Here is a 21,284-nt window from a genome sequence, read left to right on the forward strand (position 1 = left end):
ATCGCTAAACCTTACTGTCGATGATCACGCGCAGGTTGTGCCGGATTGCATCATGCACGGCATGGGCGTCGGCAGCATCGTCGACCTTGGCCCAGCACTTGAGCAAATAGTGCTCCTCGATATCTGCATCGATGCAGTTGCCGGGTTCCTGCTGGAAATACTCCAGCACCGCTGGGTGCTCATCGAGGAACTGCGTCCCCTCAATGCCCTTGAACCGACCACTGTGCTCCGGGTAGAGCGCCAGCATCGAGTAATGCTGGGAGGCGCTCGCGATGTTATGCGCACAGGCTTGCAACCGGGCATTCAGGTCCGGCTCGCCCAACAGCAGGGACAGATAAAGGTCGTACGGGTCAATACCGGCCAGGTCACGGAACGCCGCATTGACGTAAAGCCCGCCGACGCGCGGGTTGATCTCAATCACCACCGGCCCCGCCTCCGTCATACGAAATTCGAAATGCACCAGCGCGTTGGTCAGCCCCACAGCACGCAGGCAATCCCCGGCGTACTGACGAATTTGCTCGCACTGGGTGTCGGTAAAAGACGTGGGCGGGGAAATCAGCAGGTTCTCCAGCACCGTGCCACTGCGCTCGGTCAACATCAGTTTTTCGTTGATCAACAGCGCATGAACCTGACCACCGACGATTACACACTCCACGCTGCCTTCAACGCCTTGGATAAACCCCTCCAACAATAGGCTGTGCCCTGGAATGTAACGGCGTTGCTGCCCTTCTTCGTCAGCCAGGATGTGCTCACAACCGTAGAAATCGGCGTAGGCCGCATTGGCGTGACCACTGCGAAATTGCGCATAGTGCCGGCTTAACTCTGGCCAATTGAAGCACTTCTTGATAAACGCCGAGGCGCCACCAAACGGCGGTTTGGCAATCAGCGGATAGCCCATGCGCTCGGCGCTTTGCTGCAGTTGTTGTTCGTCATTGCACAGCGCGAAGGGCACGGAGCGCACGCCATGCCGGCTGAGCGCCCGGCGCATGAGGAACTTGTTGTTACACGCGGCAATGGCCTGCGGGCAGCTGTACACCAGGCCCAGGCGCTGACTGGCCTGCGCTACGATGCAACCGACTTGCCCCAGCGCAGACGAATGGCCGGCCTGGCAGAAAATCGCGCGGATCTGATAGCGCCTATCCAGCTCGCCCACCAAGTCAAGAATGGCCGGTTCGCTGAGTGTATCGAGCAGGAACACTTCATCACTGTCGTCCTGCAGCCGTTGCAGGTGCTTGCGCCCCACCAGACCCGCAGTCAAACACACCAGGCCTTTGGCCCGGGCCGCAACAAAGTGCGGCTCTCGGTAGCTATAGCGAATGGAAGCACTGTCATCGACATCAATAAAAAGAATGGCATCTTGTTTCATTATTCATACCGCCTCATGCGTCAATAACTTCAGGCATCCTGCCAACTGCACCACTGCCCTTCCCAATTACGGAAACGGTAATGACGTTGCCCATCGCGCACTTCAAAGTGCGGCAAGTCTTGTGGGTTTTCAAAGTCCAGCAGCGGCACGGTAAATTTGCCCTGTGCGTGGGGCAGTACATATTCCGGCATGGCTATATTGGACACGCGTCGCTTGAGGCGATCCATAATAGCGATGGCGTGGCTTATCGATGCTTTATATTCCGACGCCCCCGGTGAAAACGGCATGAAGTGATACAGGTAATACGGCTTTACGCCCAACCGATACAGATCAATAAACAGTTTATGCAAGGTGGCCTCATTGTCGTTCACGCCCCGCAACAGCGGCATGTTGGAGAACACAATCGGCACCACACTTTGGATACGTTTAACCGCCACGGCAAAGTCTTCACTCAGTTCCAGCGGGTGGCACACATGCACGCCAAACGCATTAACCTTGTACTTCTCCAGCATCGCCAGTAACTCATCGGTCACGCGAAACGGGTTAAAGCTCAAGGCCCGTGTGTGCAGGCGAATCAGCAAGTCATCGCGGATGCCACGCAGGGCGGCGAGGTTCTCTTCGAGCTTGCGGTCGGCGAGCATCAACGGGTCACCGCCGCTGAGAATCACCTCTTCGATGGCCGGGTTGTTGCGGATGTACTCAAGCGAGTCCTTGAACGAGTCGGCGCTGGCATTGGCCTTCTCGGTGCCGACTTGCAAGGTGCGCAGCGCTTCGAAGCAGAACTGGCAATAGGCGTTGCAGGTGTTGGTCATGCGCAGGATCACGCGGTTGTCGTACTTGTGCTGGCAGATCGGCGTTTTCATCTCGTGGCCGAGTTCCCAGTTCTCCGAGGTGCCGTCGTAATCGCCAGCGACCTGCTCGCTCCAGTAGGGCACCACTTGGCGCCACAGCGGATGGTCCATCACCTGGCCCTCGGTGAGGGAGCGCTTGATCAGGTCAATGTAATAAGGCGTTATCTGCAACTTGCGGTCTCGCAAGTTGTGCTCGATATGCGCGCTGGTTTCCTCATTCCAGCCACCGCAGGCGGCACGCAGTGCCGGTTCGTCGCGGATGGCATTCTTCTGCTGCCAACGCCAATCCTGCCACTGTACCGAACGATGGATCGCTTGATCAAAAATCGACATGAGTTTGAACTCTCTGTGTTCTGAACGGATGTTAAGGCATAGGCTTACGCGTCTTTTCACAGTGGAAAAAACAGTGGCAACCGCAACAATGACAACTGATTGACAGGTGGCAGAACTCGATCAAGTTACAAACTTGATTACCGCCACCAGAGAGGTATGAACGCTAACTGATTCATCGGTCATGGCTTCAACTTCCTTTTTTTTATAATGTGCGACTTTCCAAGTCAGCACTCACTTAAGCCGATGGCCTACAAGGTGTCAACAACCTGCCCATGTATTTTTTCAGGGTTTAACCTGGCACCTCAACGACGCCTTTGAAATCACTGAGGTTATGCGGTGTAACGCGCGTTATTTGAAAAGTAAATAGTCCAAGAAAAACGCCCTGCAGTAACGCGAGGGCGTTATTCTCTACTTATATGACTACGTAGTTAAACCATTGAGGCGTTTAACCCAGCCAGGGATTGGCCGCCAGATGCCGGCGCTCGAACGTTTTGATCTGCTCACTGCGTTGCAACGTGCTGCCAATTGCATCCAGGCCGAGTAACAAAGCGGTCTTGCGCAACGTATCGATCTGGAACGGGATCATCTGGCCATCGGCCAAGCGAATCTGCTGCGCCTCAAGGTCCACGCTGATCTGCGCCTGCGCAGGCTGGCTGACCGTCTGCCCGAGTGCGTGCAACACCGCCTCGTCCAAGGTAATCAACAACACCCCGTTGCGCTGGCAGTTGTCATAGAAAATCCCGGCAAAGCTGCTGCCGATCAGCGCGCGAATGCCCATCTGCTTCAAGCCCCACACCGCGTGTTCACGGCTCGAGCCACAGCCGAAGTTGGGCCCCACCACCATAAAACTCGCGCCCTGCCAGGCCGGCTGGTTCAGCACGAACTCGGGGTTGGGCGCGCCATTGGGCAAAAAGCGCAGGTCGAAGAACAGCCCACGGTCGAGGCCGGCACGGTCGATGCCTTTAAGAAATTGCTTGGGCATGATCACGTCAGTGTCGATATTTGCCGCCAGCATCGGCGCGGCCTGGCCGGTGACCTGGGTGAACGGTTGCAGGCTCATGGGCGGTCTCCAAAATGACGAATATCGGTGAGACGGCCGGTGATGGCCGCAGCGGCGACCATCGCCGGGCTCATCAAGTGGGTGCGCGCCCCGGCGCCCTGGCGGCCTTCAAAGTTGCGGTTGGTGCTGGACGCGCAGCGGTCGCCGGGGGCCAGCACGTCATCGTTCATCGCCAGGCACATCGAGCAGCCGGACTGGCGCCATTCGAAGCCGGCGTCGATAAAAATCGCCGCCAGCCCTTCGGCTTCGGCCTGGTCGCGCACTTCGGTGGAGCCCGGCACGATCATCGCCCGCACATGCTCGGCCACGTGTTTGCCGCGCACCACACTGGCGGCGTCGCGCAGGTCTTCGATGCGCGCGTTGGTGCACGAGCCGATAAACGCGTGGCTGATCACGATTTCACTGAGCGGCATGCCGGCTTCCAGGCCCATGTAGTTGAGGGCGCGGCGCATGTCCTGGCGCAGGATCAGGTCGCTGACGTCTTGCGGGTTCGGCACGCGGGCGCCGATGGGCGCGGCCTGGTCGGGGCTGGTGCCCCAGGTGACCATGGGTTCCAGGCTGCTGGCGTCCAGTTGCACTTCCTGGTCGAACACCGCATCGGCGTCGGTGTGCAACGTGCGCCATTGCACCAGGGCTTGTTCCCACAGCTCGCCCTTGGGCGCACGCGGCTTGCCTTTGAGGTAGGCGAAGACTTTTTCGTCGGGCGCCATAAACGCGCCACGTGCGCCGGCTTCCACCGCCATGTTGCAGATGGTCATGCGCGCTTCGACGCTCAGCGCATCGATGGTGGCGCCGCGAAACTCGATGGCGTAACCGGTGGCGCCGGACGCGCCGATCTTGCCGATCAGCGCCATGATCACGTCCTTGGAAGTCAGGCCGTTGCCCAAGGTGCCGTCTACCGTCACGCGCATGCTTTTCAGACGCTTGTACACCAGGGTCTGCGAGGCCAGCAGGTGCTCGATTTCCGAGGTGCCGATGCCAAAGCCGAAGGCGCCGAGGGCACCGTAGGTGGTGGTGTGGCTATCGCCGGCGGCGATCACCATGCCCGGCAGGATAAAGCCCTGCTCCGGGGCAATCACATGTTCGATGCCTTGGCGTTTGTCGAGGATGTCCAGCAGCTCAATGCCGAAATCCTGGCAATTTTCTGCCAGGTACGAGACTTGCCGCGCGCCGCCTGCGTCGGGCATTGCGGCAGTGCGCGTGGGCGTGGTGGGGTTTACGTGGTCGACCACCGCCAGCGCGGTGCCGGGGCGCCATACGCCACGCTTGGCCTCGCGCAGACCACTGAACGCCTGGGGGCTGGTGTATTCGTTGATCACCTGGCGGTCTATATAAAGCAGCACATGGCCCTGGTCATCCAGGGCACACACCGTGTGGGAGTCGACGTGTTTGTCGTAGAGGGTTCTGGCAGTCATTTTTGTGGACTCACTGTTATAAGCGCTCGCTCAACGGTATGCCCCCATCCTACGCAGCCCCCCGGCCCCATCAATGGCACCTGGGTGATGGCTTGGAACATGTTTCGTGTTCAATCCGGCAACGCTGAAACATTTTCTTTCATATCCCGCTTAGGGATTTCTCATTCTCATCCGTCTTAACTTAGATACAGCCCGTCGCGTCAGCAAAAGCTACGACCGGCCTTTTCCGGGCCTCCTTCGCCCTCCTCCGATCAAGACCCGCATCCACATGTCGAAGAAGTCACGCTCAAAACTCTGGTTTCTGGTTCATAGCTGGCTGGCGTTGCCCATCTGGTTTTTCGTACTGATCGTCTGCGTCACCGGCACCCTGGCGGTGGTCAGCCAGGAAATCGTCTGGCTGGCCAACCCGGACATCCGCGCCAGCAAGCCGTCGGACGATGCCGAACGGCTGAGTTACGACCAGGTCATCGGCGCCATCAAGCGCAACGAGCCCCAGGCGATCGTGCAGTCGATCACCCGCCCGGACGAGTCGCACTTCGCGCTGAGTGTCGACCTCAGTTACCCCGACGGGCGCTCGGTGGAGGTCTACGTCAACCCGTATACCGGTGTGATCCAGGGCATCAGCCCGGCGTTCAACTTCCAGCAATTTACCCGTGCGTTGCACGGCTGGTGGCTGGTGCCGTTCACCAATGGCTACAGCTGGGGCTGGTACCTGGTGTCGGCACTTGGCATACCGCTGCTGGCATCACTGGTGACCGGGCTGGTGGTGTACAAGCGGTTCTGGAAGGGGTTCCTGCGCCCGACCCTGCGCATCCGCCATGGCGCGCGGATCTTCTGGGGCGACTTCCACCGTTTGAGCGGTATCTGGTCGATCTGGTTTATCGCGGTGATTTCCATCACCGGCATCTGGTTCCTGATCCGGGCCATTCTGGGCGACAACCAGATTTCCATCTCCAGTGAACCCATCGTGCCGGTGATTGCCCGGGAGAAAGTGCCTGTGTCGGCACCGGGCGTACCGGCACCGATGATCCCGATCGATCGGGCCATCGAAATCGCCACGCAGCGCATCCCAGGGCTGGAGGCCAGTTTTGTGTTCCTGCCCAGCAACGCCTACAGCCACCTGCAGATCGGCGGGCGCGGCTGGTACCCGTTGATGTTCCAGACGGCGCAGCTCAACCCGTACGACGGTGAAATTGCCGTGTCGCACCTGCTGTCCGACCGCTCGACACTGGAGTTCGTCACCGAATCCATGCGCCCGCTGCACACCGGCGACTTTGGCGGCCTGTGGGTCAAGCTGATCTGGGCGTTCTTCGGCCTGATCATGAGCATGATGGTGTTGAGCGGTCTGCTGATCTGGACCAAACGCACCGCGCTGGCCACGCTCAACGCCTTCAAGCGCGAGGCCAAGACCCAACGCGCACCGGCCGTCGCCACGGCCAGGCAGGCTGAAACCTCGGAGGCCAACTGATGAACAAACGTGCGACCACCCCACCGCCTTCGCCGCTGCGGGCCTTTTGGCTAAAGTGGCGCTTCCACATCAATGTCCTGCTGTTGCTGGTGCCCCTGGGGTTCATGCCCAAGTACTTTGCCGACGCCGCACTGTTTCGCGGTGACAGCGGCATTGGCGAGCGAGTGGCCGGCGAAGTGCAGGTGGGGCCGTGGAGCCTGACCCTGGCAGAGTTTCGCAACGAAGGCCCGCGCCCGGACCCGGCCGGCCCGATGAAATTTTTCAACGCCGCCCTGTGCGGCACCTGCGCCGAGCAGGTCAAGGCCACTTACCTGCGTATCGGCAAACCGCGCAGCCTGCGCGCGGCCGGGGTGATTTTCTTCGGCACGCCGTACCGCATGGGTGCGGTGCTGCCGGTGCCGGAACGCACCCCCGTCGATGCCGAAGTGTGGGTGACCATGGAAGGCTGGGACGGCTCCATGCACCAGGGTTCCATCCCACTGAGCCAGGCCTCGCCTGCCACCATTGCCTGGCTGAACAAGCAAGGAGTTAAACCATGACGTTAATGCGCCTGACTCGCGCCGCTGTATTGCTCTGCGCCGGCTTCAGTGGCGTAGCCCTGGCCCATAACCCGATGTGCGAATGCAAGGAAATCCCCGGCGAGCAGATCCAGTGCACCGGCGGTTTTTCCGACGGCAGCGGCGCGCCGGGCGTGACCCTGGACGTGATCGGCTACGACGAAACCATCCTGCTGCCGGGCAAGCTTGGCCAGGACTCAACCCTGACCTTCAAAAAGCCCTCGGCCGAGTTCTATGTGCTGTTTGATGCAGGCCCCGGCCACGTGGTGGAAATCGACCAAGCGGATATCCAGCCACAATGAGCACCACACAGGTTGTACGCCCCGCCGGAGCCGGCCATGAAACCCTCTACGTGTTGCTGCTGTGCCTGATTATCCTCGCGGTGGCTGGCACCGTGGTGGCGCTGCACGGTGAAACCGAGGAGGTCGCCGCCGTGCCCAGCCACCAGTTGGATGCGCGCCGCGACCTGAGCGCTGCCGAGCAAGGCATCTACGCCGACCTGCGCGTAACCCTGGATGAAATCCAGCTGTTGCAGCAGGAGCAAAGCGCCCTGCCGACACCCGAGCAACTGGCCGAAGAAGGCTTCGCGCCGTTTGCCCAGGACGCCAGTTCGGTGAGCCGTGGCGACCATCGCTGGCAGCTGCTGGAGCCTGCGGCCTACCTGGGTTTGAGCCAGGCGCCGAGCACCAGCGGCTCGGTGCTGATGCGCGTGCAAGGCGCCGAGCCGGATGTGTGGCTCAACCGCCAGGCCGACCTCGCCGCCCCGGCCGACCTCACCGACGCAGCGCTGATCGCCGCCGGCTGGCGCCAGGTGGTCACGCAATTCGATGCCGGCGTGACCCGCCAGCACCGTCACTGAACCAGAAGACCGAGTGCCCATGTCTATTTCATCGCCCCTGTTACGCCTGTTGCTGGTTGGCCTGTTCAGCCTGATGCTCACCCCACTCGCAAATGCCGAGGCGGCCAAGCGCCTGCGCATCGGCATCACCCTGCACCCGTATTACAGCTACGTGGCCAATATCGTCGGCGACAAGGCCGAGGTGGTGCCGCTGATTCCGGCCGGTTTCAACCCCCACGCCTACGAACCGCGCGCCGAAGACATCAAGCGCATCGGCACCCTGGACGTCATCGTGCTCAACGGCGTCGGCCATGATGATTTTGCCGACCGCATGATCGCCACCAGCGAGCGCCCGGACATCCCGGTGATCGAAGCCAACGCCAACGTGCCGCTGCTGGCCGCCACCGGTAACGCCGCGCGCGGTGCGGGCAAGGTGGTCAACCCGCACACCTTCCTGTCGATCAGTGCGTCGATTGCCCAGGTCAACAACATTGCCCGCGAACTGGGCAAGCTCGACCCGGACAATGCCAAGACCTACACCCAAAACGCCCGCGCCTACGGCAAGCGCCTGCGCCAGATGCGCGCCGATGCCCTCGCCAAGCTGACCAGCGCGCCGAACCCGGACCTGCGCGTCGCTACCGTACACGCGGCCTACGACTACCTGCTGCGCGAATTCGGCCTGGAAGTCACCGCCGTGGTCGAGCCCGCCCATGGCATTGAGCCCAGCCCCAGCCAGTTGAAAAAGACCATCGACGAACTGCGCGCACTGGATGTGAAGGTGATCTTCTCGGAGATGGATTTCCCGTCCACCTACGTCGAGACCATCCAGCGTGAATCCGGGGTCAAGCTGTACCCGCTGTCGCATATTTCCTACGGCGAATACACGCCCGAGAAATACGAAGTGGAAATGACCGGCAACCTCAACACCGTGGTACGGGCGATTCAGGAGTCGGGGGCATGACGGCAGCGCAGCCATTGAAGGTGGCCAGCATTGGCCCGACCCTTGACTTCGACAAGGTCTCGCTGACGCTGGGCCGCACGGTGATTCTCGACGCAGTGAGCTTCCAGGTCGAACCGGGCAGCATCCACGCCTTGGTCGGCCCGAACGGCGGCGGCAAAAGCTCGCTGATCAAGACCTTGCTGGGGCAGACCCCGCACCAGGGCCAATTGCGCCTGCACTGGCCGACTACGCCAGGCACGGTCGGCTATGTGCCCCAGGCGCTGGAATTCGATCGGGGCCTGCCGATGACCGTCGACGATTTCATGGCCGCCATGTGCCAGCGGCGCCCGGCATTTCTGGGCCTGTCCCGGCATTACGCCGCCGCGATTGGCGAAGCGCTGGAACGGGTCGGTATGCAGGACAAACGCAAGCGCCGCATGGGCGCGTTGTCCGGCGGTGAGCGTCAGCGCGTGCTGTTGGCCCAAGGCCTGATCCCGGCGCCACAGCTGCTGGTGCTGGATGAACCGATGTCGGCACTCGATGAAGCCGGTATCCAGGTGTTCGAGCGGCTGCTTAATGACTGGCGCCTGGCCGGGATCACCGTGCTGTGGATCGAGCATGACCTGGAAGCCGTGGGCCGTCTGGCCGATCGCGTTACCGGCCTGAACCGCCGCGTGCTGTTCGACGCCACGCCGAAAGAAGCGCTGACCCCGGACCGCCTGCTGAGCCTGTTTTCCACCCACCCTCGGAGCCCGGCGTGATGAGTTATGAAGCCTTTCGTTTGATGGTCCAGGGCTGGGCTTCATCCGGCTACCTGCCGGAAGCGCTGGCCTATGGGTTTGTGGTCAACGCCTTGCTCGCCGGCTTGCTGATCGGCCCGGTGCTGGGCGGCCTGGGCACGCTGGTGGTGGTCAAGCGCTTTGCGTTCTTCTCTGAAGCCGTCGGGCATGCCGCGTTGACCGGCGTGGCCGTGGGCATCCTGCTCGGCGAACCCTATACCGGGCCTTACGGCAGCCTCTTCGGTTACTGCCTGTTGTTCGGCATCCTGCTCAATTACCTGCGTAACCGCACCGGTTTGGCGCCGGACACCCTGATCGGCGTGTTCCTCTCGGTGTCGCTGGCGTTGGGCGCGAGCCTGCTGTTGATTCTGGCGGGCAAGATCAACGTGCACATTCTGGAAAACGTGTTGTTCGGCTCGGTGCTGACGGTGAACGGCAATGACCTGCTGGTGTTGGCGGTCGTCGGCTCACTGGTGATGGCCCTGGCGCTGCCGCTGTACAACCGCATCATGCTGGCCAGCTTCAACCCGCAATTGGCCGCTGTGCGTGGCGTGGCCGTCAAAACCCTGGATTACCTGTTCGTGATCCTGGTGACCTTGATCACCGTGGCGGCGGTCAAGGTGATCGGCGCTATTTTGGTCGGCGCCCTGCTGGTGATTCCGGCGGCGGCAGCGCGCCTGTTGAGCCAGTCGCTCAAGGGGTTTTTCTGGGTCTCGGTGGTGATCGCCACGCTCAGCACGCTGTGCGGCATTCTGCTGCCGATCATCTTTGACCTGCCCATCCCGTCCGGTGCCGCGATCATTCTGGTGGCCGGTATCGCCTTCGCCTTTGCCGCTATCGCGCGCGGCACCGTGCCCAGCCTCAAAGGGAATCTTGGATAATGCGCCCTGTTTTTCATCCGCTGGCTTTGGCCATTGCCTGTTTATTCACTGCGCCGTTGATGGCCGCTCAAGCTGCAAAACCGCCGGTTCACGCCGCCAAACCGGTGAAAGTGCTGGCCTCGCTGCCCATCACCTACGGCCTGGCCGAGGTGCTGCTCAAAGGCACCGATGTACAGCTTGAGCGCGCAGCACCGGCCAACCTGCCCGGTTCGCGGCAGGTGTCCTACTTCACCGGCCGGGGTGCGCCGGCCCTGGGCAGTTTGGCCCAGGACGCCGACGCGGCTATCGGCCTGCGCTCGCTGTGGGCGGATGACCCGCTCTACCCGGTGGCGCGGCGCAGCAATATCCGAATCGTCGAAGTGGACGCCGCGCGCCCGGTGGACGGCGGCTTGCCGGGTATCGCCGTGCAACCGGGCAGCGCCGACGGCCTGAACAGCCAGCCATGGCAGTCGAGCAACAACATGGGGCGCATGGCCGATGTGATGGCGGCCGACCTGAGCCGCCTGGCGCCCACGGCCAAACCCAAAATCGACGCCAACCTCGCGGCGCTCAAACAACGCCTGCTCAAACTCAGCGCCGACAGCGAAGCAAGACTGGCCAAGGCGGACAACCTGAGTGTGCTCAGCTTGAGTGATCACTTTGCGTATCTGGTCAGCAGCCTGAACCTGGAAGTGCTCAGCACCGATGCCCGGCCGGATGCGCAGTGGACGCCTGAGGCCTTGCACACACTCACTGCCGACTTGAAGAGCAACGACGTGGCCGTGGTGCTGCATCACCGCCAACCGAGTGAGGCCGTTAAAGCGGCGGTGACGGCAGGCGGTGCGCAACTGTTGGTGTTGAATGTCGACGGGCCGGACCCGGTGGCGGAGCTGGAAGGGAATGTGGATCAGGTGATCAAGGCGCTGGTGCCGTAAGTGTGGGAGCTGGCTTGCCAGCTCCCACATTTAGCTCGTGGTACATCCGTTGAATGTCGGTCGCTCAAACCACATCCACACCCACATGAATCGCATCATGACGCCAGAACTCCAGGTCGCAGTCGATCAGGCGCTCATGCTGGTCATAGTTGACCCGGGCAATCCGCAAGCCGGGGCTGCCCACCGACACACGCAATGCGGCGGCGGCCTCCACCGGCAGTGAAGTCGGCACAATCTCGAAACGCACGCGGCCGTAATGCAGGTCGTACTTGCGGGCATACAACTCGGTCATCGACTGGTTCAGGTCGCACGCCAGAATGCCCGGGAAATACTGCGGGTTCAGGTAATGCTCCACATACAGCACCAAGCGCCCATCGATCCGCCGGCCCCGGCAGATCTGGATCACGCTCGACAACGCCGGCAACTGCAACCACGCACATACCGCCGCCGACGCCGGTTGCAGCCGCGCCGAAATCACTTCGGTCGACGCTACGCGCCCTTGTTCAGTGACCATCGCGTGAAAGTGGCTGCGCTGCATCAGGTTATAAGCCAGGCGCGGCGGCGAGACGAACCAGCCACGTCGTTCCTCGCGATAGATCTGGCCCTGGGCCTCCAGTTGTAACAAGGCTTCCCGCACCGTAATGCGGGTGGTACCAAACAACTCGCTGAGTTTGCGCTCGGCAGGCAATTTACTCGCAGGCGGCAACAGCCCGTGGACGATCTGCTCTTGCAGTGCCAGGCCGATGGATGTCACCGCCTTGATTGCCTCATCACGCATCAACGTTACCTATCTGGACTAGACCAGCACCGTTCAGGTGCATAAACCGGGCTGTATTCGGGCGTCTGCCGTTACCCGTCAGCCTAGGCATTACAGATGACCGACAGATGACAGTCCGTGCCGCCGCTTTACTCCACACCCTGCAATACATCGGCCAAGTCCAGGGGCTGCGGGCACTTGGGCATGGTCTACGCTGAGTCTGAAGTCAGCGACATAAACGCTTTAAAAACGACATCGACATGAAACTGTCATCCACCGAGCCTAAATTGGCTCAGGTATTGCTGACCTAGACCAACACCATCGCAATCGTTCGTAAAAACGCAGCGTTGAAAACGCCCAAAGGAGCTTCGGATGAAACAGCTTTTCCTGGCATCACTGTTAGGCTCGACCATTGCCATGTGCACCGCCGCCATGGCTGCTGATACCGATTTAAAAACGCTCGAAGCCGCCGCGAAATCGGAAGGCGCCGTCAACAGCGTCGGCATGCCCGATGACTGGGCCAACTGGAAAGGCACCTGGGACGACCTGGCCAAGACCTATGGCCTCAAGCACATCGACACCGACATGAGCTCGGCCCAGGAAATCGCCAAGTTCGCCGCCGAAAAAGACAACGCCAGCGCCGATATCGGTGACGTCGGCGCCGCCTTCGGCCCGATTGCGGTGAAACAGGGCGTGGCACAGCCGTACAAACCGACCACTTGGGCACAAGTGCCGGATTGGGCCAAAGATAAAGACGGCAACTGGGCCCTGGCCTACACCGGCACCATCGCCTTTATCGTCAACAAAAAACTGCTGCACGGCTCTGAAGCCCCAAAAAGCTGGGCTGACCTGAAAACCGGTAAATACAAAGTCTCTATTGGTGATGTGAGCACCGCCGCCCAAGCCGCCAATGGCGTGCTGGCTGCCGCCCTGGCCAACGGTGGCGACGAGAAAAACATCCAGCCTGCGCTGCTGATGTTTGCCGAGATCGCCAAGCAAGGTCGCCTGTCGCTGGCGAATCCGACCATCGCCACCATGGAAAAGGGCGAAGTCGAAGTGGGCGTGGTCTGGGACTTCAACGGCCTGAGCTACAAAGCCAAGATGGCTAACCCGGATGACTACGTGGTGCTGATCCCGTCGGACGGCTCGGTGATTTCCGGCTACACCACCATCATCAACAAGTACGCCAAGCACCCGAACGCCGCCAAGCTGACCCGCGAATACATCTTCAGCGACGCCGGCCAGACCAACCTGGCACGGGGCAATGCACGTCCGATCCGTGCCGAGCACCTGACCTTGCCGGCCGATGTACAGGCCAAGCTGCTGCCGAACGAGCAGTACAAGAAAGTCACGCCGATCAAAGATGCCGACGCGTGGGAGAAAACCTCCAAGGCACTGCCGCAGAAGTGGCAGGAAGAAGTCATCATCAATATGCAGTAAAGCTATAGACACATTGGATGTCCACTGGAGATCCAATGTGGGAGCGGGCTTGCTCGCGAAAGCGGTGGATCAGTGAAATAAGTATTGCCTGACACACCGCTTTCGCGAGCAAGCCCGCTCCCACAGTTTTGACCCCGTTCCTCAAGTGCAATTGAGTCAAGCCTATCGTCGCGGAGCGTCTCCCCCTATGAAGCACAACGTCATCCTTGTGGTGCTCGACGGCCTGAACTACGAGGTTGCCCGACATGCCATGGGGCATCTCCAGGCCTATATCGGCGCAGGACGCGCAGCGCTTTACAAACTGGAATGTGAACTGCCGGCCCTGTCCCGGCCGTTGTATGAATGCATCCTCACCGGCGTGCCGCCGATCGACAGCGGCATTGTCCACAACCATGTCTCACGCTTGTCCAACCAGCGCAGCGTTTTCCATTACGCCACCGATGCGGGTCTCACCACCGCGGCGGCGGCTTACCACTGGGTCAGCGAGTTGTATAACCGCACGCCTTTTGAAGCCGCCCGTGATCGTCACACCGACGACAAAGCGCTGGCGATTCAGCACGGGCATTTCTACTGGAATGACCACTACCCCGATTCCCACCTGTTCGCCGACGCCGAAAGCCTGCGGCTCAAGCACGCGCCGAACTTGCTGGTGGTGCACCCGATGAACATCGACGACGCCGGCCACAAGCACGGTCTGGACACCGCGCAATACCGCAACAGCGCGCGCTCGGCCGACATCATCCTCGCCGACTACCTGCAAGGCTGGCTCAACGCCGGCTACCAGGTGCTGGTGACCGCCGACCACGGCATGAACAACGACCGTTCCCATAACGGTGTGCTGCCGGAAGAACGCGAAGTGCCGTTGTTCGTACTGGGCTCGGCCTTCACCTTCGACCCTGGCGCCATCCCGAAGCAAACCGACCTGTGCGGCACCGTCTGCGAACTGCTCGGCGTGCCCCACGACAAACCTGTATGCCGGGAGCTGCTGAAGTGAACGCCATCACCCGTGGCAAATGGCTGGCGATCCTGTGCCTGGTGCCGTTTGCGCTGTTCTTTATCGTGTTTGAAATCGCCCCGCTGGTGTGGGTGATGATCAACAGCCTGCAGTCGGAGGAGTTCGGCTGGGGCCTGGCCAACTTCACCAAAATCTTCAGTTCGAAGTTCTACCTGCAAGCCATCCAGTACAGCCTGGAGATCAGTTTCTACTCCAGCGTGTTCGGGATCATCATCTCGGTGCTCGGCAGCTACTCGTTGCGCCGCGTGGATGGCCCACTGCGTAACTTCGTGACGGCCTTCGCCAACATGACCAGCAACTTTGCCGGCGTGCCCCTGGCCTTCGCCTTCATCATTTTGCTGGGCTTTAACGGCAGCATCACGATCATGCTCAAGCAGGCGGGGATCATTCAGGACTTCAACCTGTACTCCAAGACAGGCCTGATCATTCTGTACACCTACTTCCAGATTCCACTGGGCGTGCTGCTGCTCTACCCGGCCTTCGATGCCTTGCGCGAAGACTGGCGCGAATCGGCCTCGTTGCTCGGTGCCAGCAGTTGGCAGTTCTGGCGGCACATCGGCCTGCCGGTGCTCACTCCGGCCCTGCTGGGCACGTTCGTAATCCTGCTGGCCAACGCCCTCGGCGCCTATGCCACGGTGTATGCATTGACCACCGGCAATTTCAACGTGCTGCCCATTCGTATCGCGGCAATGGTTTCCGGCGACATCTCCCTGGACCCGAACATGGCCAGCGCCCTGGCCGTGGTGCTGGTGGCACTGATGACGGTGGTCACCGTCGTCCATCAACTGCTGCTCAAGAGGAGCTACCATGTCTCGCGCTGAAGCCGGCTCGGCCTCCGTCTACCATCGGGTAGTGGTGTACCTGTTATTTGCGATCCTGGTGTTGCCGCTGGTGGGCACCTTTGTCTACTCCATTGCCAGCAGTTGGTCGGCCACCATCCTGCCCGCCGGGTTTACCCTGAAGTGGTACCTGCAGTTGTGGAGTGACCCGCGCTTTCTGGCCGCCTTCGGTCAGTCGCTGTTGGTGTGCGTGGGTGCGCTGGTGTTGTCGGTGGTGCTGATTCTGCCGCTGCTGTTCGTGGTGCATTACCACTTTCCCAAGCTCGACGCGCTGATGAACATCCTGATCCTGCTGCCCTTCGCGGTGCCGCCGGTGGTGTCATCGGTGGGCTTGTTGCAACTCTACGGCTCCGGGCCATTTGCGATGGTGGGCACGCCGTGGATCCTGATCGGCTGCTACTTCACCGTGGCCTTGCCGTTCATGTACCGCGCGATAACCAACAACCTGCAAGCGATCAACCTGCGCGACCTGATGGACGCCTCGCAGTTGCTGGGTGCCAGCACCTGGCAGGCGGCGATTTTTGTCGTGCTGCCAAACCTGCGCAAAGGCCTGATGGTGGCGCTGCTGCTGTCGTTCTCGTTCCTGTTCGGTGAGTTCGTGTTCGCCAACATCCTGGTGGGCACCCGCTACGAAACCCTGCAGGTGTACCTGAACAACATGCGCAACACGAGCGGCCACTTCACCAGTGCCATCGTCATCTCCTATTTCTTCTTTGTGCTGGTGCTGACCTGGGCCGCCAATATCTTGAACAAGGACAAAAGCCAATGAGCTTCGTCAGCGTCCAACACCTGCAAAAAGCCTACACCGGCACGCCGGTATTCAGTGATATCAACTGCGAAATCGCCAAGGGTGAATTCGTCACCCTGCTCGGCCCGTCGGGTTGCGGCAAGTCGACCCTGCTGCGTTGCATCGCCGGGTTGACCTCGGTGGACAGCGGCAAGATCCTGCTGGATGGCCAGGACATCGTGCCCTTGAGCCCGCAGAAACGGCACATCGGCATGGTGTTCCAGAGCTATGCGCTGTTCCCCAACATGACCGTGGAACAGAACGTCGCCTTCGGCCTGCGCATGCAGAAGGTCAACGCCGACGACAGCCACAAGCGCGTGCAGGAAGTGCTGCAACTGGTGGAACTCAAAGACCTCGCCGGCCGCTACCCGCACCAGATGTCCGGCGGCCAGTGCCAGCGTGTGGCACTCGCCCGCTCGTTGGTGACGCGCCCACGCCTGTTGCTGCTGGATGAACCGCTGTCGGCGCTGGATGCACGGATTCGCAAGCACCTGCGCGAGCAGATCCGCCAGATCCAGCGTGAGCTGGGCCTGACCACGATTTTCGTGACCCATGACCAGGAAGAAGCGCTGACCATGTCAGACCGCATTTTCCTTATGAACCAGGGCAAGATCGTACAAAGCGGTGATGCCGAGACCCTTTACACTGCGCCCGTGGATGTATTTGCCGCCGGTTTTATCGGCAACTACAACCTGCTCGACGCCGACAAGGCCAGCCAGTTGTTGCAACGGCCTATCAGCGGGCGCATCGCGATTCGCCCGGAAGCCATCGAGCTGAGCCGCAGCGGTGAGCTCGACGCGCTGGTACGCAGCCACAGTTTGTTGGGCAACGTGATCCGCTATCGCATCGAAGCGCGTGGCGTGGAATTGGTGGTGGACGTGCTCAACCGCTCGGCCGACGACCTGCACCCGGATGGCCAGCGCCTGGCACTTTCCATCGACCCCAGTGCCTTGTGTGAAGTAGCCTGACGCAACGATTGATTTGAGAGAGCGTGACCGATGGCATTGGTAATTTTTGATCTGGACGACACCTTGATCCACGGCGACTGCGCCACCTTGTGGAGCGAACAGATGGGCCGCCTGGGCTGGGTCGACCCCGCGTCGTTCATGCGCCGCAACGACGAACTGATGGCCGCCTACAGCCGCGGCGAGCTGGCCATGGAAGACTTCATGGACTTCAGCCTGGAGCCGATGATCGGGCGCACGCCGGAAGAGATCGAGCATCTGGTCGAACCGTGGGTGGAGGACATTATCGAGCCGCTGATCTACAGCGACGCCACCAAGACCATCGCCCGCCACCGCGCGAAGGGTGACCGGATCCTGGTGATCTCGGCGTCGGGCACGCACCTGGTCACGCCGATTGCGGCACGTATCGGGATTGATGAAGTGCTGGGCATTGACCTGGACGTCAGCCATGGCGTCTACAGCGGCAAGACCGTGGGCGTGCTGACTTACCGTGAAGGCAAGATCACACGGTTGCTGGCATGGCTCGAGCAGGAAGGTGAAAGCCTTGAAGACGCGTATTTTTACTCGGATTCGCGCAATGACTTGCCGTTGTTGCTGAAGGTCGATCATCCGCAGGTGGTGAACCCGGATCCGGTGTTGCGCGAGCATGCTGAAAAGGCTGGCTGGCCGATTCACCATTGGGTTTGACCGTTTGAATTGAAAACCCAATCCACTGTGGGAGCTGGCTTGCCTGCGATAGCGGTGCATCAGATGAAACATTCTTCATTGATACACCGCTATCGCAGGCAAGCCAGCTCCCACAGTGGTTGTATTTCTACTTGAGATCAGGCCAGGGTCTCGTCTATCACCAACACCAACTTGCCGGAAATCCGGTTGGTCGCAAGCTCGGCAAACGCCGCCTCGGCATCCTTGATCGGGAAGGTTTTGGCCAGTTGCGGGCTCAAGCGCCCCTCAACAAACAGCGGCCACACATGCTGGCTCAAGTCGCTGAACAGGTCTGCCTTGAACTGATCGCTGCGGCTGCGCAGGGTCGAACCCAGCAGCTGGATGCGCTTGCCCAGCACCTGTGCCAGGTCCAGTTGCGCATCACGGCCGCCCATCAAGCCGATCAATACCCAGCGCCCATCGAGGGCCAACAGCTTCAGATCCATCGCCGCATAATTGCCGCCGACCGGGTCGAGGATCACGTCGAACGGTCCGAAATCGCGCAGCCCTTCAATGCCGTCGGTACGCACCACGCCGCCCTGGGCACCGAGTGCTTCGCAGTAAGCCAGGCGCTCTGCCGAGCCGACACTGACCCAGCACGGGCTGCCAAACGCCTTGCACAACTGGATCGCCGCCGAGCCCACGCCGCTGGCGCCGGCATGCAGCAAGACTTTTTCACCGGGCTTGAGGCCCGCCAACTGGAACAGATTCAGCCACGCAGTGCTGTACACCTCGGGCAACGCCGCCGCTTCGGTCAACGACAAACCTTCCGGCACCGGCAGCACATGACGGGCATCCACCACCACTTCTTCGGCCATGCCGCCCCCCGCCAGCAGCGCGCAAACGCGGTCGCCGACTTGCCAGGAAGAACCCGCGCCCACTTCGCTGATGACCCCGGAACACTCCAGGCCCAGCACTTGGCTGGCGCCAGGAGGTGGCGGATAGAGCCCCGCACGTTGTAATAAATCGGCGCGATTAAGGCCCGCAGCCGCCACACGAATGCGGACTTGGCCTACATCGCAGGTAGGACTGGGTTCTTCCATCCACTCCACATGACCTTCAACGCCTTGCAATGCTTTCACAGTGCCTCCATAGTGAGTCTGGACTGAGCCCGTAGCTGTAGCGCCGGGCTTTTTGCATTATGCGACCGGATCATATGGAACCGGCTCCCTCAAAGACGGCCTAATATGCGTTATCAATTGCCCCCGCGTCGAATCAGCATGAAGCATTTGTTCCCCAGTACCGCCCTCGCTTTTTTCATTGGTCTCGGCTTTGCGTCGATGTCGACCAATACGTTCGCAGCCAACAGCTGGGACAAACTTCAGCCTGATCGCGATGAGGTGATTGCCAGCCTTAACGTCGTCGAGTTGCTCAAGCGCCATCACTACAGCAAGCCGCCGCTGGACGACGCGCGCTCGGTGATCATCTACGACAGCTACCTCAAGCTGCTGGACCCGTCGCGCAGCTACTTCCTGGCCAGCGATATCGCTGAGTTCGACAAGTGGAAGACCCAGTTCGACGACTTCCTCAAGAGCGGCGACCTGCAGCCTGCGTTCACCATCTACAAGCGCTACCTGGATCGCGTCAAAGCGCGTCTGGACTTCGCCTTGGGTGAGCTGAACAAAGGCGTCGACAAGCTCGACTTCACCCAGAAGGAAACGCTTCTGGTGGATCGCAAGGACGCGCCCTGGCTGACCAGCACCGCCGCCCTCGACGACCTGTGGCGCAAACGCGTCAAGGACGAAGTGCTGCGCCTGAAGATCGCCGGCAAAGAGCCCAAGGCCATTCAAGAGCTGTTGACCAAGCGCTACAAGAATCAGCTGGCACGTCTGGATCAGACCCGCGCCGAAGATATCTTCCAGGCCTACATCAACACCTTCGCGATGTCCTACGACCCGCACACCAATTATCTGTCGCCAGATAACGCCGAAAATTTTGATATCAACATGAGTCTGTCGCTGGAAGGCATCGGTGCCGTCCTGCAAAGCGACAATGACCAGGTCAAGATCGTGCGTCTGGTGCCGGCAGGTCCGGCCGACAAGACCAAGCAGGTTGCTCCGGCCGACAAGATCATCGGCGTCGCCCAGGGCGACAAAGAGATGGTCGACGTGGTCGGCTGGCGCCTGGACGAAGTGGTCAAGCTGATCCGCGGGCCGAAAGGCAGCGTGGTGCGCCTGGAAGTGATTCCGCACACCAATGCGCCGAACGACCAGACCAGCAAGATCGTGTCCATCACCCGTGAAGCGGTGAAGCTCGAAGACCAGGCCGTGCAGAAGCAAGTCCTCAACCTCAAGCAGGATGGCAAGGACTACAAACTGGGCGTCGTGGTGATTCCTGCGTTCTACCTGGACTTCAAAGCGTTCCGCGCCGGTGACCCGGACTACAAGTCCACCACCCGTGACGTGAAGAAAATCCTGACTGAGCTGCAGAAAGAGAAAGTCGACGGCGTGGTCATCGACCTGCGCAACAACGGCGGCGGTTCCCTGCAGGAAGCCACCGAGCTGACCAGCCTGTTTATCGACAAAGGCCCGACCGTGCTGGTTCGCAACGCGGACGGCCGTGTCGACGTGCTGGAAGACGAGAACCCGGGCGCGTTCTACAAAGGCCCGATGGCGTTGCTGGTCAACCGCCTCTCGGCTTCGGCTTCGGAGATTTTCGCCGGTGCCATGCAGGACTACCACCGCGCGTTGATCGTCGGCGGCCAGACCTTCGGTAAAGGCACCGTGCAGACCATTCAGCCGCTCAACCATGGCGAACTGAAGCTGACCATTGCCAAGTTTTACCGGGTTTCCGGGCAGAGCACCCAGCACCAGGGCGTATTGCCGGATGTGGATTTCCCGTCGATCATCGACACCAAGGAAATCGGCGAAAGCGCGCTGCCTGAGGCAATGCAGTGGGACACCATCCGCCCTGCGATCAAGCCGGCTTCGGACCCGTTCAAGCCGTACCTGACGCAGTTGAAGGCTGACCACGAGACCCGCTCCGCCAAGGATGCCGAGTTTGTGTTTATCCGCGACAAGCTGGCCCTGGCCAAGAAGCTGATGGAAGAAAAAACCGTCAGCCTCAACGAAGTCGATCGCCGTGCGCAGCACACCAGCATCGAAAATCAGCAGCTCGTGCTGGAAAACGCCCGCCGCAAGGCCAAAGGCGAAGACCCGCTCAAAGAGCTGAAGAAAGAAGATGAAGATGCGCTGCCGGCCGAGCCGGAAAAAACCAAGCCGGAAGACGACGCCTACCTGTCCGAGACTGGCCGGGTGTTGCTGGACTACCTGAAAATCAGCAAACAGGTGGCCAAGCAGTAAATGATGGCGATTTAATGTGAACGCTCCCCAGAGTGTCATCATATAGACATCATTCTGTCGTGAAATAAAGGG

21 protein-coding genes are annotated in these 21,284 nt (G+C 60.7%); 15 read left to right on the plus strand and 6 right to left on the minus strand.

Annotation, left to right across the window (positions count from 1 at the left end):
* Positions 1–4: 4 nt before the first annotated feature.
* From BLV67_RS30895 to leuC, 4 genes are all read right to left on the minus strand, one after another.
* Positions 5–1,366, minus strand: coding sequence for an ATP-grasp domain-containing protein (locus BLV67_RS30895; protein WP_069786308.1), 1,362 nt, complete (start codon positions 1,364–1,366; stop codon positions 5–7).
* Between the two features lie 29 nt (positions 1,367–1,395).
* Positions 1,396–2,550 carry a KamA family radical SAM protein gene (locus BLV67_RS30900; RefSeq protein WP_069786309.1) on the minus strand — a complete coding sequence of 385 codons (1,155 nt, stop codon included), beginning with the start codon at positions 2,548–2,550 and terminating at the stop codon, positions 1,396–1,398.
* A gap of 445 nt (positions 2,551–2,995) precedes the next feature.
* Positions 2,996–3,610: a 3-isopropylmalate dehydratase small subunit gene (gene leuD, locus BLV67_RS30905; RefSeq protein ID WP_069786310.1), complete on the minus strand. Its 615-nt coding sequence runs from the start codon at positions 3,608–3,610 to the stop codon at positions 2,996–2,998.
* The gene (gene leuC / locus BLV67_RS30910) at positions 3,607–5,025 is read right to left on the minus strand and encodes a 3-isopropylmalate dehydratase large subunit (protein WP_069786311.1); all 1,419 of its coding nucleotides are present in this window, start codon (positions 5,023–5,025) and stop codon (positions 3,607–3,609) included. The genes leuD and leuC overlap by 4 nt, the downstream gene beginning before the upstream one ends.
* A 268-nt stretch (positions 5,026–5,293) precedes the next feature.
* Here leuC and BLV67_RS30915 point away from each other — a divergent pair, with 268 nt between their 5' ends.
* From BLV67_RS30915 to BLV67_RS30950, 8 genes are read left to right on the plus strand one after another with little or no spacing between them, the layout of a single operon-like run.
* The gene (locus BLV67_RS30915; RefSeq protein ID WP_069786312.1) at positions 5,294–6,493 is read left to right on the plus strand and encodes a PepSY-associated TM helix domain-containing protein; all 1,200 of its coding nucleotides are present in this window, start codon (positions 5,294–5,296) and stop codon (positions 6,491–6,493) included.
* Positions 6,493–7,032: a thiamine pyrophosphate-binding protein gene (locus BLV67_RS30920; protein ID WP_069786313.1), complete on the plus strand. Its 540-nt coding sequence runs from the start codon at positions 6,493–6,495 to the stop codon at positions 7,030–7,032. The genes BLV67_RS30915 and BLV67_RS30920 overlap by 1 nt, the downstream gene beginning before the upstream one ends.
* Positions 7,029–7,352: a hypothetical protein gene (locus BLV67_RS30925; protein WP_065931735.1), complete on the plus strand. Its 324-nt coding sequence runs from the start codon at positions 7,029–7,031 to the stop codon at positions 7,350–7,352. Before BLV67_RS30920 ends, BLV67_RS30925 begins: the two co-directional genes overlap by 4 nt.
* Entirely contained in the window at positions 7,349–7,909 is a 561-nt protein-coding gene (locus BLV67_RS30930; RefSeq protein WP_069786314.1) for a DUF6162 family protein, read from the plus strand. The genes BLV67_RS30925 and BLV67_RS30930 overlap by 4 nt, the downstream gene beginning before the upstream one ends.
* Positions 7,910–7,928: 19 nt before the next feature.
* Positions 7,929–8,849, plus strand: a complete 921-nt coding sequence (locus tag BLV67_RS30935; RefSeq protein ID WP_069786315.1) for a metal ABC transporter substrate-binding protein — start codon at positions 7,929–7,931, stop codon at positions 8,847–8,849.
* Positions 8,846–9,589 (plus strand): metal ABC transporter ATP-binding protein, encoded by a 744-nt coding sequence (locus BLV67_RS30940; RefSeq protein ID WP_069786316.1) that lies wholly within the window; start codon positions 8,846–8,848, stop codon positions 9,587–9,589. Before BLV67_RS30935 ends, BLV67_RS30940 begins: the two co-directional genes overlap by 4 nt.
* Complete coding sequence (locus BLV67_RS30945) at positions 9,589–10,488, plus strand: metal ABC transporter permease (protein WP_056859671.1); 900 nt, start codon at positions 9,589–9,591, stop codon at positions 10,486–10,488. Before BLV67_RS30940 ends, BLV67_RS30945 begins: the two co-directional genes overlap by 1 nt.
* Entirely contained in the window at positions 10,488–11,402 is a 915-nt protein-coding gene (locus tag BLV67_RS30950; RefSeq protein WP_065931731.1) for a metal ABC transporter substrate-binding protein, read from the plus strand. The genes BLV67_RS30945 and BLV67_RS30950 overlap by 1 nt, the downstream gene beginning before the upstream one ends.
* A 64-nt stretch (positions 11,403–11,466) precedes the next feature.
* Here the strand turns inward: BLV67_RS30950 and BLV67_RS30955 are convergent, their stop codons facing one another.
* Positions 11,467–12,180: a UTRA domain-containing protein gene (locus BLV67_RS30955; protein WP_065931730.1), complete on the minus strand. Its 714-nt coding sequence runs from the start codon at positions 12,178–12,180 to the stop codon at positions 11,467–11,469.
* A 351-nt stretch (positions 12,181–12,531) separates the two neighbouring features.
* On the opposite strand from BLV67_RS30955, the gene BLV67_RS30960 reads away from it, so the two are divergent.
* The 6 genes from BLV67_RS30960 (at position 12,532) to BLV67_RS30985 (ending at position 17,892) form a co-directional block, all read left to right on the plus strand.
* On the plus strand, positions 12,532–13,599 hold the full coding sequence (locus BLV67_RS30960; RefSeq protein ID WP_056859668.1) for an ABC transporter substrate-binding protein: 1,068 nt from the start codon (positions 12,532–12,534) through the stop codon (positions 13,597–13,599).
* Positions 13,600–13,786: 187 nt separating this feature from the next.
* A complete protein-coding gene (locus BLV67_RS30965) occupies positions 13,787–14,593 on the plus strand; it encodes an alkaline phosphatase family protein (protein WP_065931729.1) in 807 nt (268 codons plus the stop codon).
* Positions 14,572–15,435: an ABC transporter permease gene (locus BLV67_RS30970; protein WP_218177958.1), complete on the plus strand. Its 864-nt coding sequence runs from the start codon at positions 14,572–14,574 to the stop codon at positions 15,433–15,435. Before BLV67_RS30965 ends, BLV67_RS30970 begins: the two co-directional genes overlap by 22 nt.
* Complete coding sequence (locus tag BLV67_RS30975; RefSeq protein WP_069786317.1) at positions 15,422–16,222, plus strand: ABC transporter permease; 801 nt, start codon at positions 15,422–15,424, stop codon at positions 16,220–16,222. Before BLV67_RS30970 ends, BLV67_RS30975 begins: the two co-directional genes overlap by 14 nt.
* Positions 16,219–17,208: an ABC transporter ATP-binding protein gene (locus BLV67_RS30980; RefSeq protein WP_056859664.1), complete on the plus strand. Its 990-nt coding sequence runs from the start codon at positions 16,219–16,221 to the stop codon at positions 17,206–17,208. Before BLV67_RS30975 ends, BLV67_RS30980 begins: the two co-directional genes overlap by 4 nt.
* A gap of 30 nt (positions 17,209–17,238) precedes the next feature.
* A complete protein-coding gene (locus BLV67_RS30985; protein WP_065931728.1) occupies positions 17,239–17,892 on the plus strand; it encodes an HAD family hydrolase in 654 nt (217 codons plus the stop codon).
* Between the two features lie 137 nt (positions 17,893–18,029).
* Here the strand turns inward: BLV67_RS30985 and BLV67_RS30990 are convergent, their stop codons facing one another.
* On the minus strand, positions 18,030–18,992 hold the full coding sequence (locus tag BLV67_RS30990) for a zinc-binding dehydrogenase (RefSeq protein ID WP_065931727.1): 963 nt from the start codon (positions 18,990–18,992) through the stop codon (positions 18,030–18,032).
* Between the two features lie 138 nt (positions 18,993–19,130).
* Here BLV67_RS30990 and BLV67_RS30995 point away from each other — a divergent pair, with 138 nt between their 5' ends.
* Positions 19,131–21,212, plus strand: coding sequence for a carboxy terminal-processing peptidase (locus BLV67_RS30995; RefSeq protein ID WP_439709943.1), 2,082 nt, complete (start codon positions 19,131–19,133; stop codon positions 21,210–21,212).
* Positions 21,213–21,284: the final 72 nt, after the last annotated feature.

This window comes from Pseudomonas salomonii, from assembly GCF_900107155.1.
Classification (GTDB): Bacteria; Pseudomonadota; Gammaproteobacteria; order Pseudomonadales; family Pseudomonadaceae; genus Aquipseudomonas; species Aquipseudomonas salomonii.

What these genes read in the sequence shown, in the direction of transcription:
- BLV67_RS30945 (WP_056859671.1), top strand. Translation starts at nt 9,589, where the DNA reads ATGAGTTATGAAGCCTTTCGTTTGATGGTCCAGGGCTGGGCTTCATCC.
- BLV67_RS30940 (WP_069786316.1), top strand. Translation starts at nt 8,846, where the DNA reads ATGACGGCAGCGCAGCCATTGAAGGTGGCCAGCATTGGCCCGACCCTT.
- BLV67_RS30975 (WP_069786317.1), top strand. Translation starts at nt 15,422, where the DNA reads ATGTCTCGCGCTGAAGCCGGCTCGGCCTCCGTCTACCATCGGGTAGTG.
- BLV67_RS30920 (WP_069786313.1), top strand. Translation starts at nt 6,493, where the DNA reads ATGAACAAACGTGCGACCACCCCACCGCCTTCGCCGCTGCGGGCCTTT.
- leuC (WP_069786311.1), bottom strand. Translation starts at nt 5,025, where the DNA reads ATGACTGCCAGAACCCTCTACGACAAACACGTCGACTCCCACACGGTG.
- BLV67_RS30950 (WP_065931731.1), top strand. Translation starts at nt 10,488, where the DNA reads ATGCGCCCTGTTTTTCATCCGCTGGCTTTGGCCATTGCCTGTTTATTC.
- BLV67_RS30955 (WP_065931730.1), bottom strand. Translation starts at nt 12,180, where the DNA reads ATGCGTGATGAGGCAATCAAGGCGGTGACATCCATCGGCCTGGCACTG.
- leuD (WP_069786310.1), bottom strand. Translation starts at nt 3,610, where the DNA reads ATGAGCCTGCAACCGTTCACCCAGGTCACCGGCCAGGCCGCGCCGATG.
- BLV67_RS30930 (WP_069786314.1), top strand. Translation starts at nt 7,349, where the DNA reads ATGAGCACCACACAGGTTGTACGCCCCGCCGGAGCCGGCCATGAAACC.
- BLV67_RS30960 (WP_056859668.1), top strand. Translation starts at nt 12,532, where the DNA reads ATGAAACAGCTTTTCCTGGCATCACTGTTAGGCTCGACCATTGCCATG.
- BLV67_RS30970 (WP_218177958.1), top strand. Translation starts at nt 14,572, where the DNA reads ATGCCGGGAGCTGCTGAAGTGAACGCCATCACCCGTGGCAAATGGCTG.
- BLV67_RS30895 (WP_069786308.1), bottom strand. Translation starts at nt 1,366, where the DNA reads ATGAAACAAGATGCCATTCTTTTTATTGATGTCGATGACAGTGCTTCC.
- BLV67_RS30980 (WP_056859664.1), top strand. Translation starts at nt 16,219, where the DNA reads ATGAGCTTCGTCAGCGTCCAACACCTGCAAAAAGCCTACACCGGCACG.
- BLV67_RS30935 (WP_069786315.1), top strand. Translation starts at nt 7,929, where the DNA reads ATGTCTATTTCATCGCCCCTGTTACGCCTGTTGCTGGTTGGCCTGTTC.
- BLV67_RS30925 (WP_065931735.1), top strand. Translation starts at nt 7,029, where the DNA reads ATGACGTTAATGCGCCTGACTCGCGCCGCTGTATTGCTCTGCGCCGGC.
- BLV67_RS30985 (WP_065931728.1), top strand. Translation starts at nt 17,239, where the DNA reads ATGGCATTGGTAATTTTTGATCTGGACGACACCTTGATCCACGGCGAC.
- BLV67_RS30915 (WP_069786312.1), top strand. Translation starts at nt 5,294, where the DNA reads ATGTCGAAGAAGTCACGCTCAAAACTCTGGTTTCTGGTTCATAGCTGG.
- BLV67_RS30995 (WP_439709943.1), top strand. Translation starts at nt 19,131, where the DNA reads ATGAAGCATTTGTTCCCCAGTACCGCCCTCGCTTTTTTCATTGGTCTC.
- BLV67_RS30965 (WP_065931729.1), top strand. Translation starts at nt 13,787, where the DNA reads ATGAAGCACAACGTCATCCTTGTGGTGCTCGACGGCCTGAACTACGAG.
- BLV67_RS30900 (WP_069786309.1), bottom strand. Translation starts at nt 2,550, where the DNA reads ATGTCGATTTTTGATCAAGCGATCCATCGTTCGGTACAGTGGCAGGAT.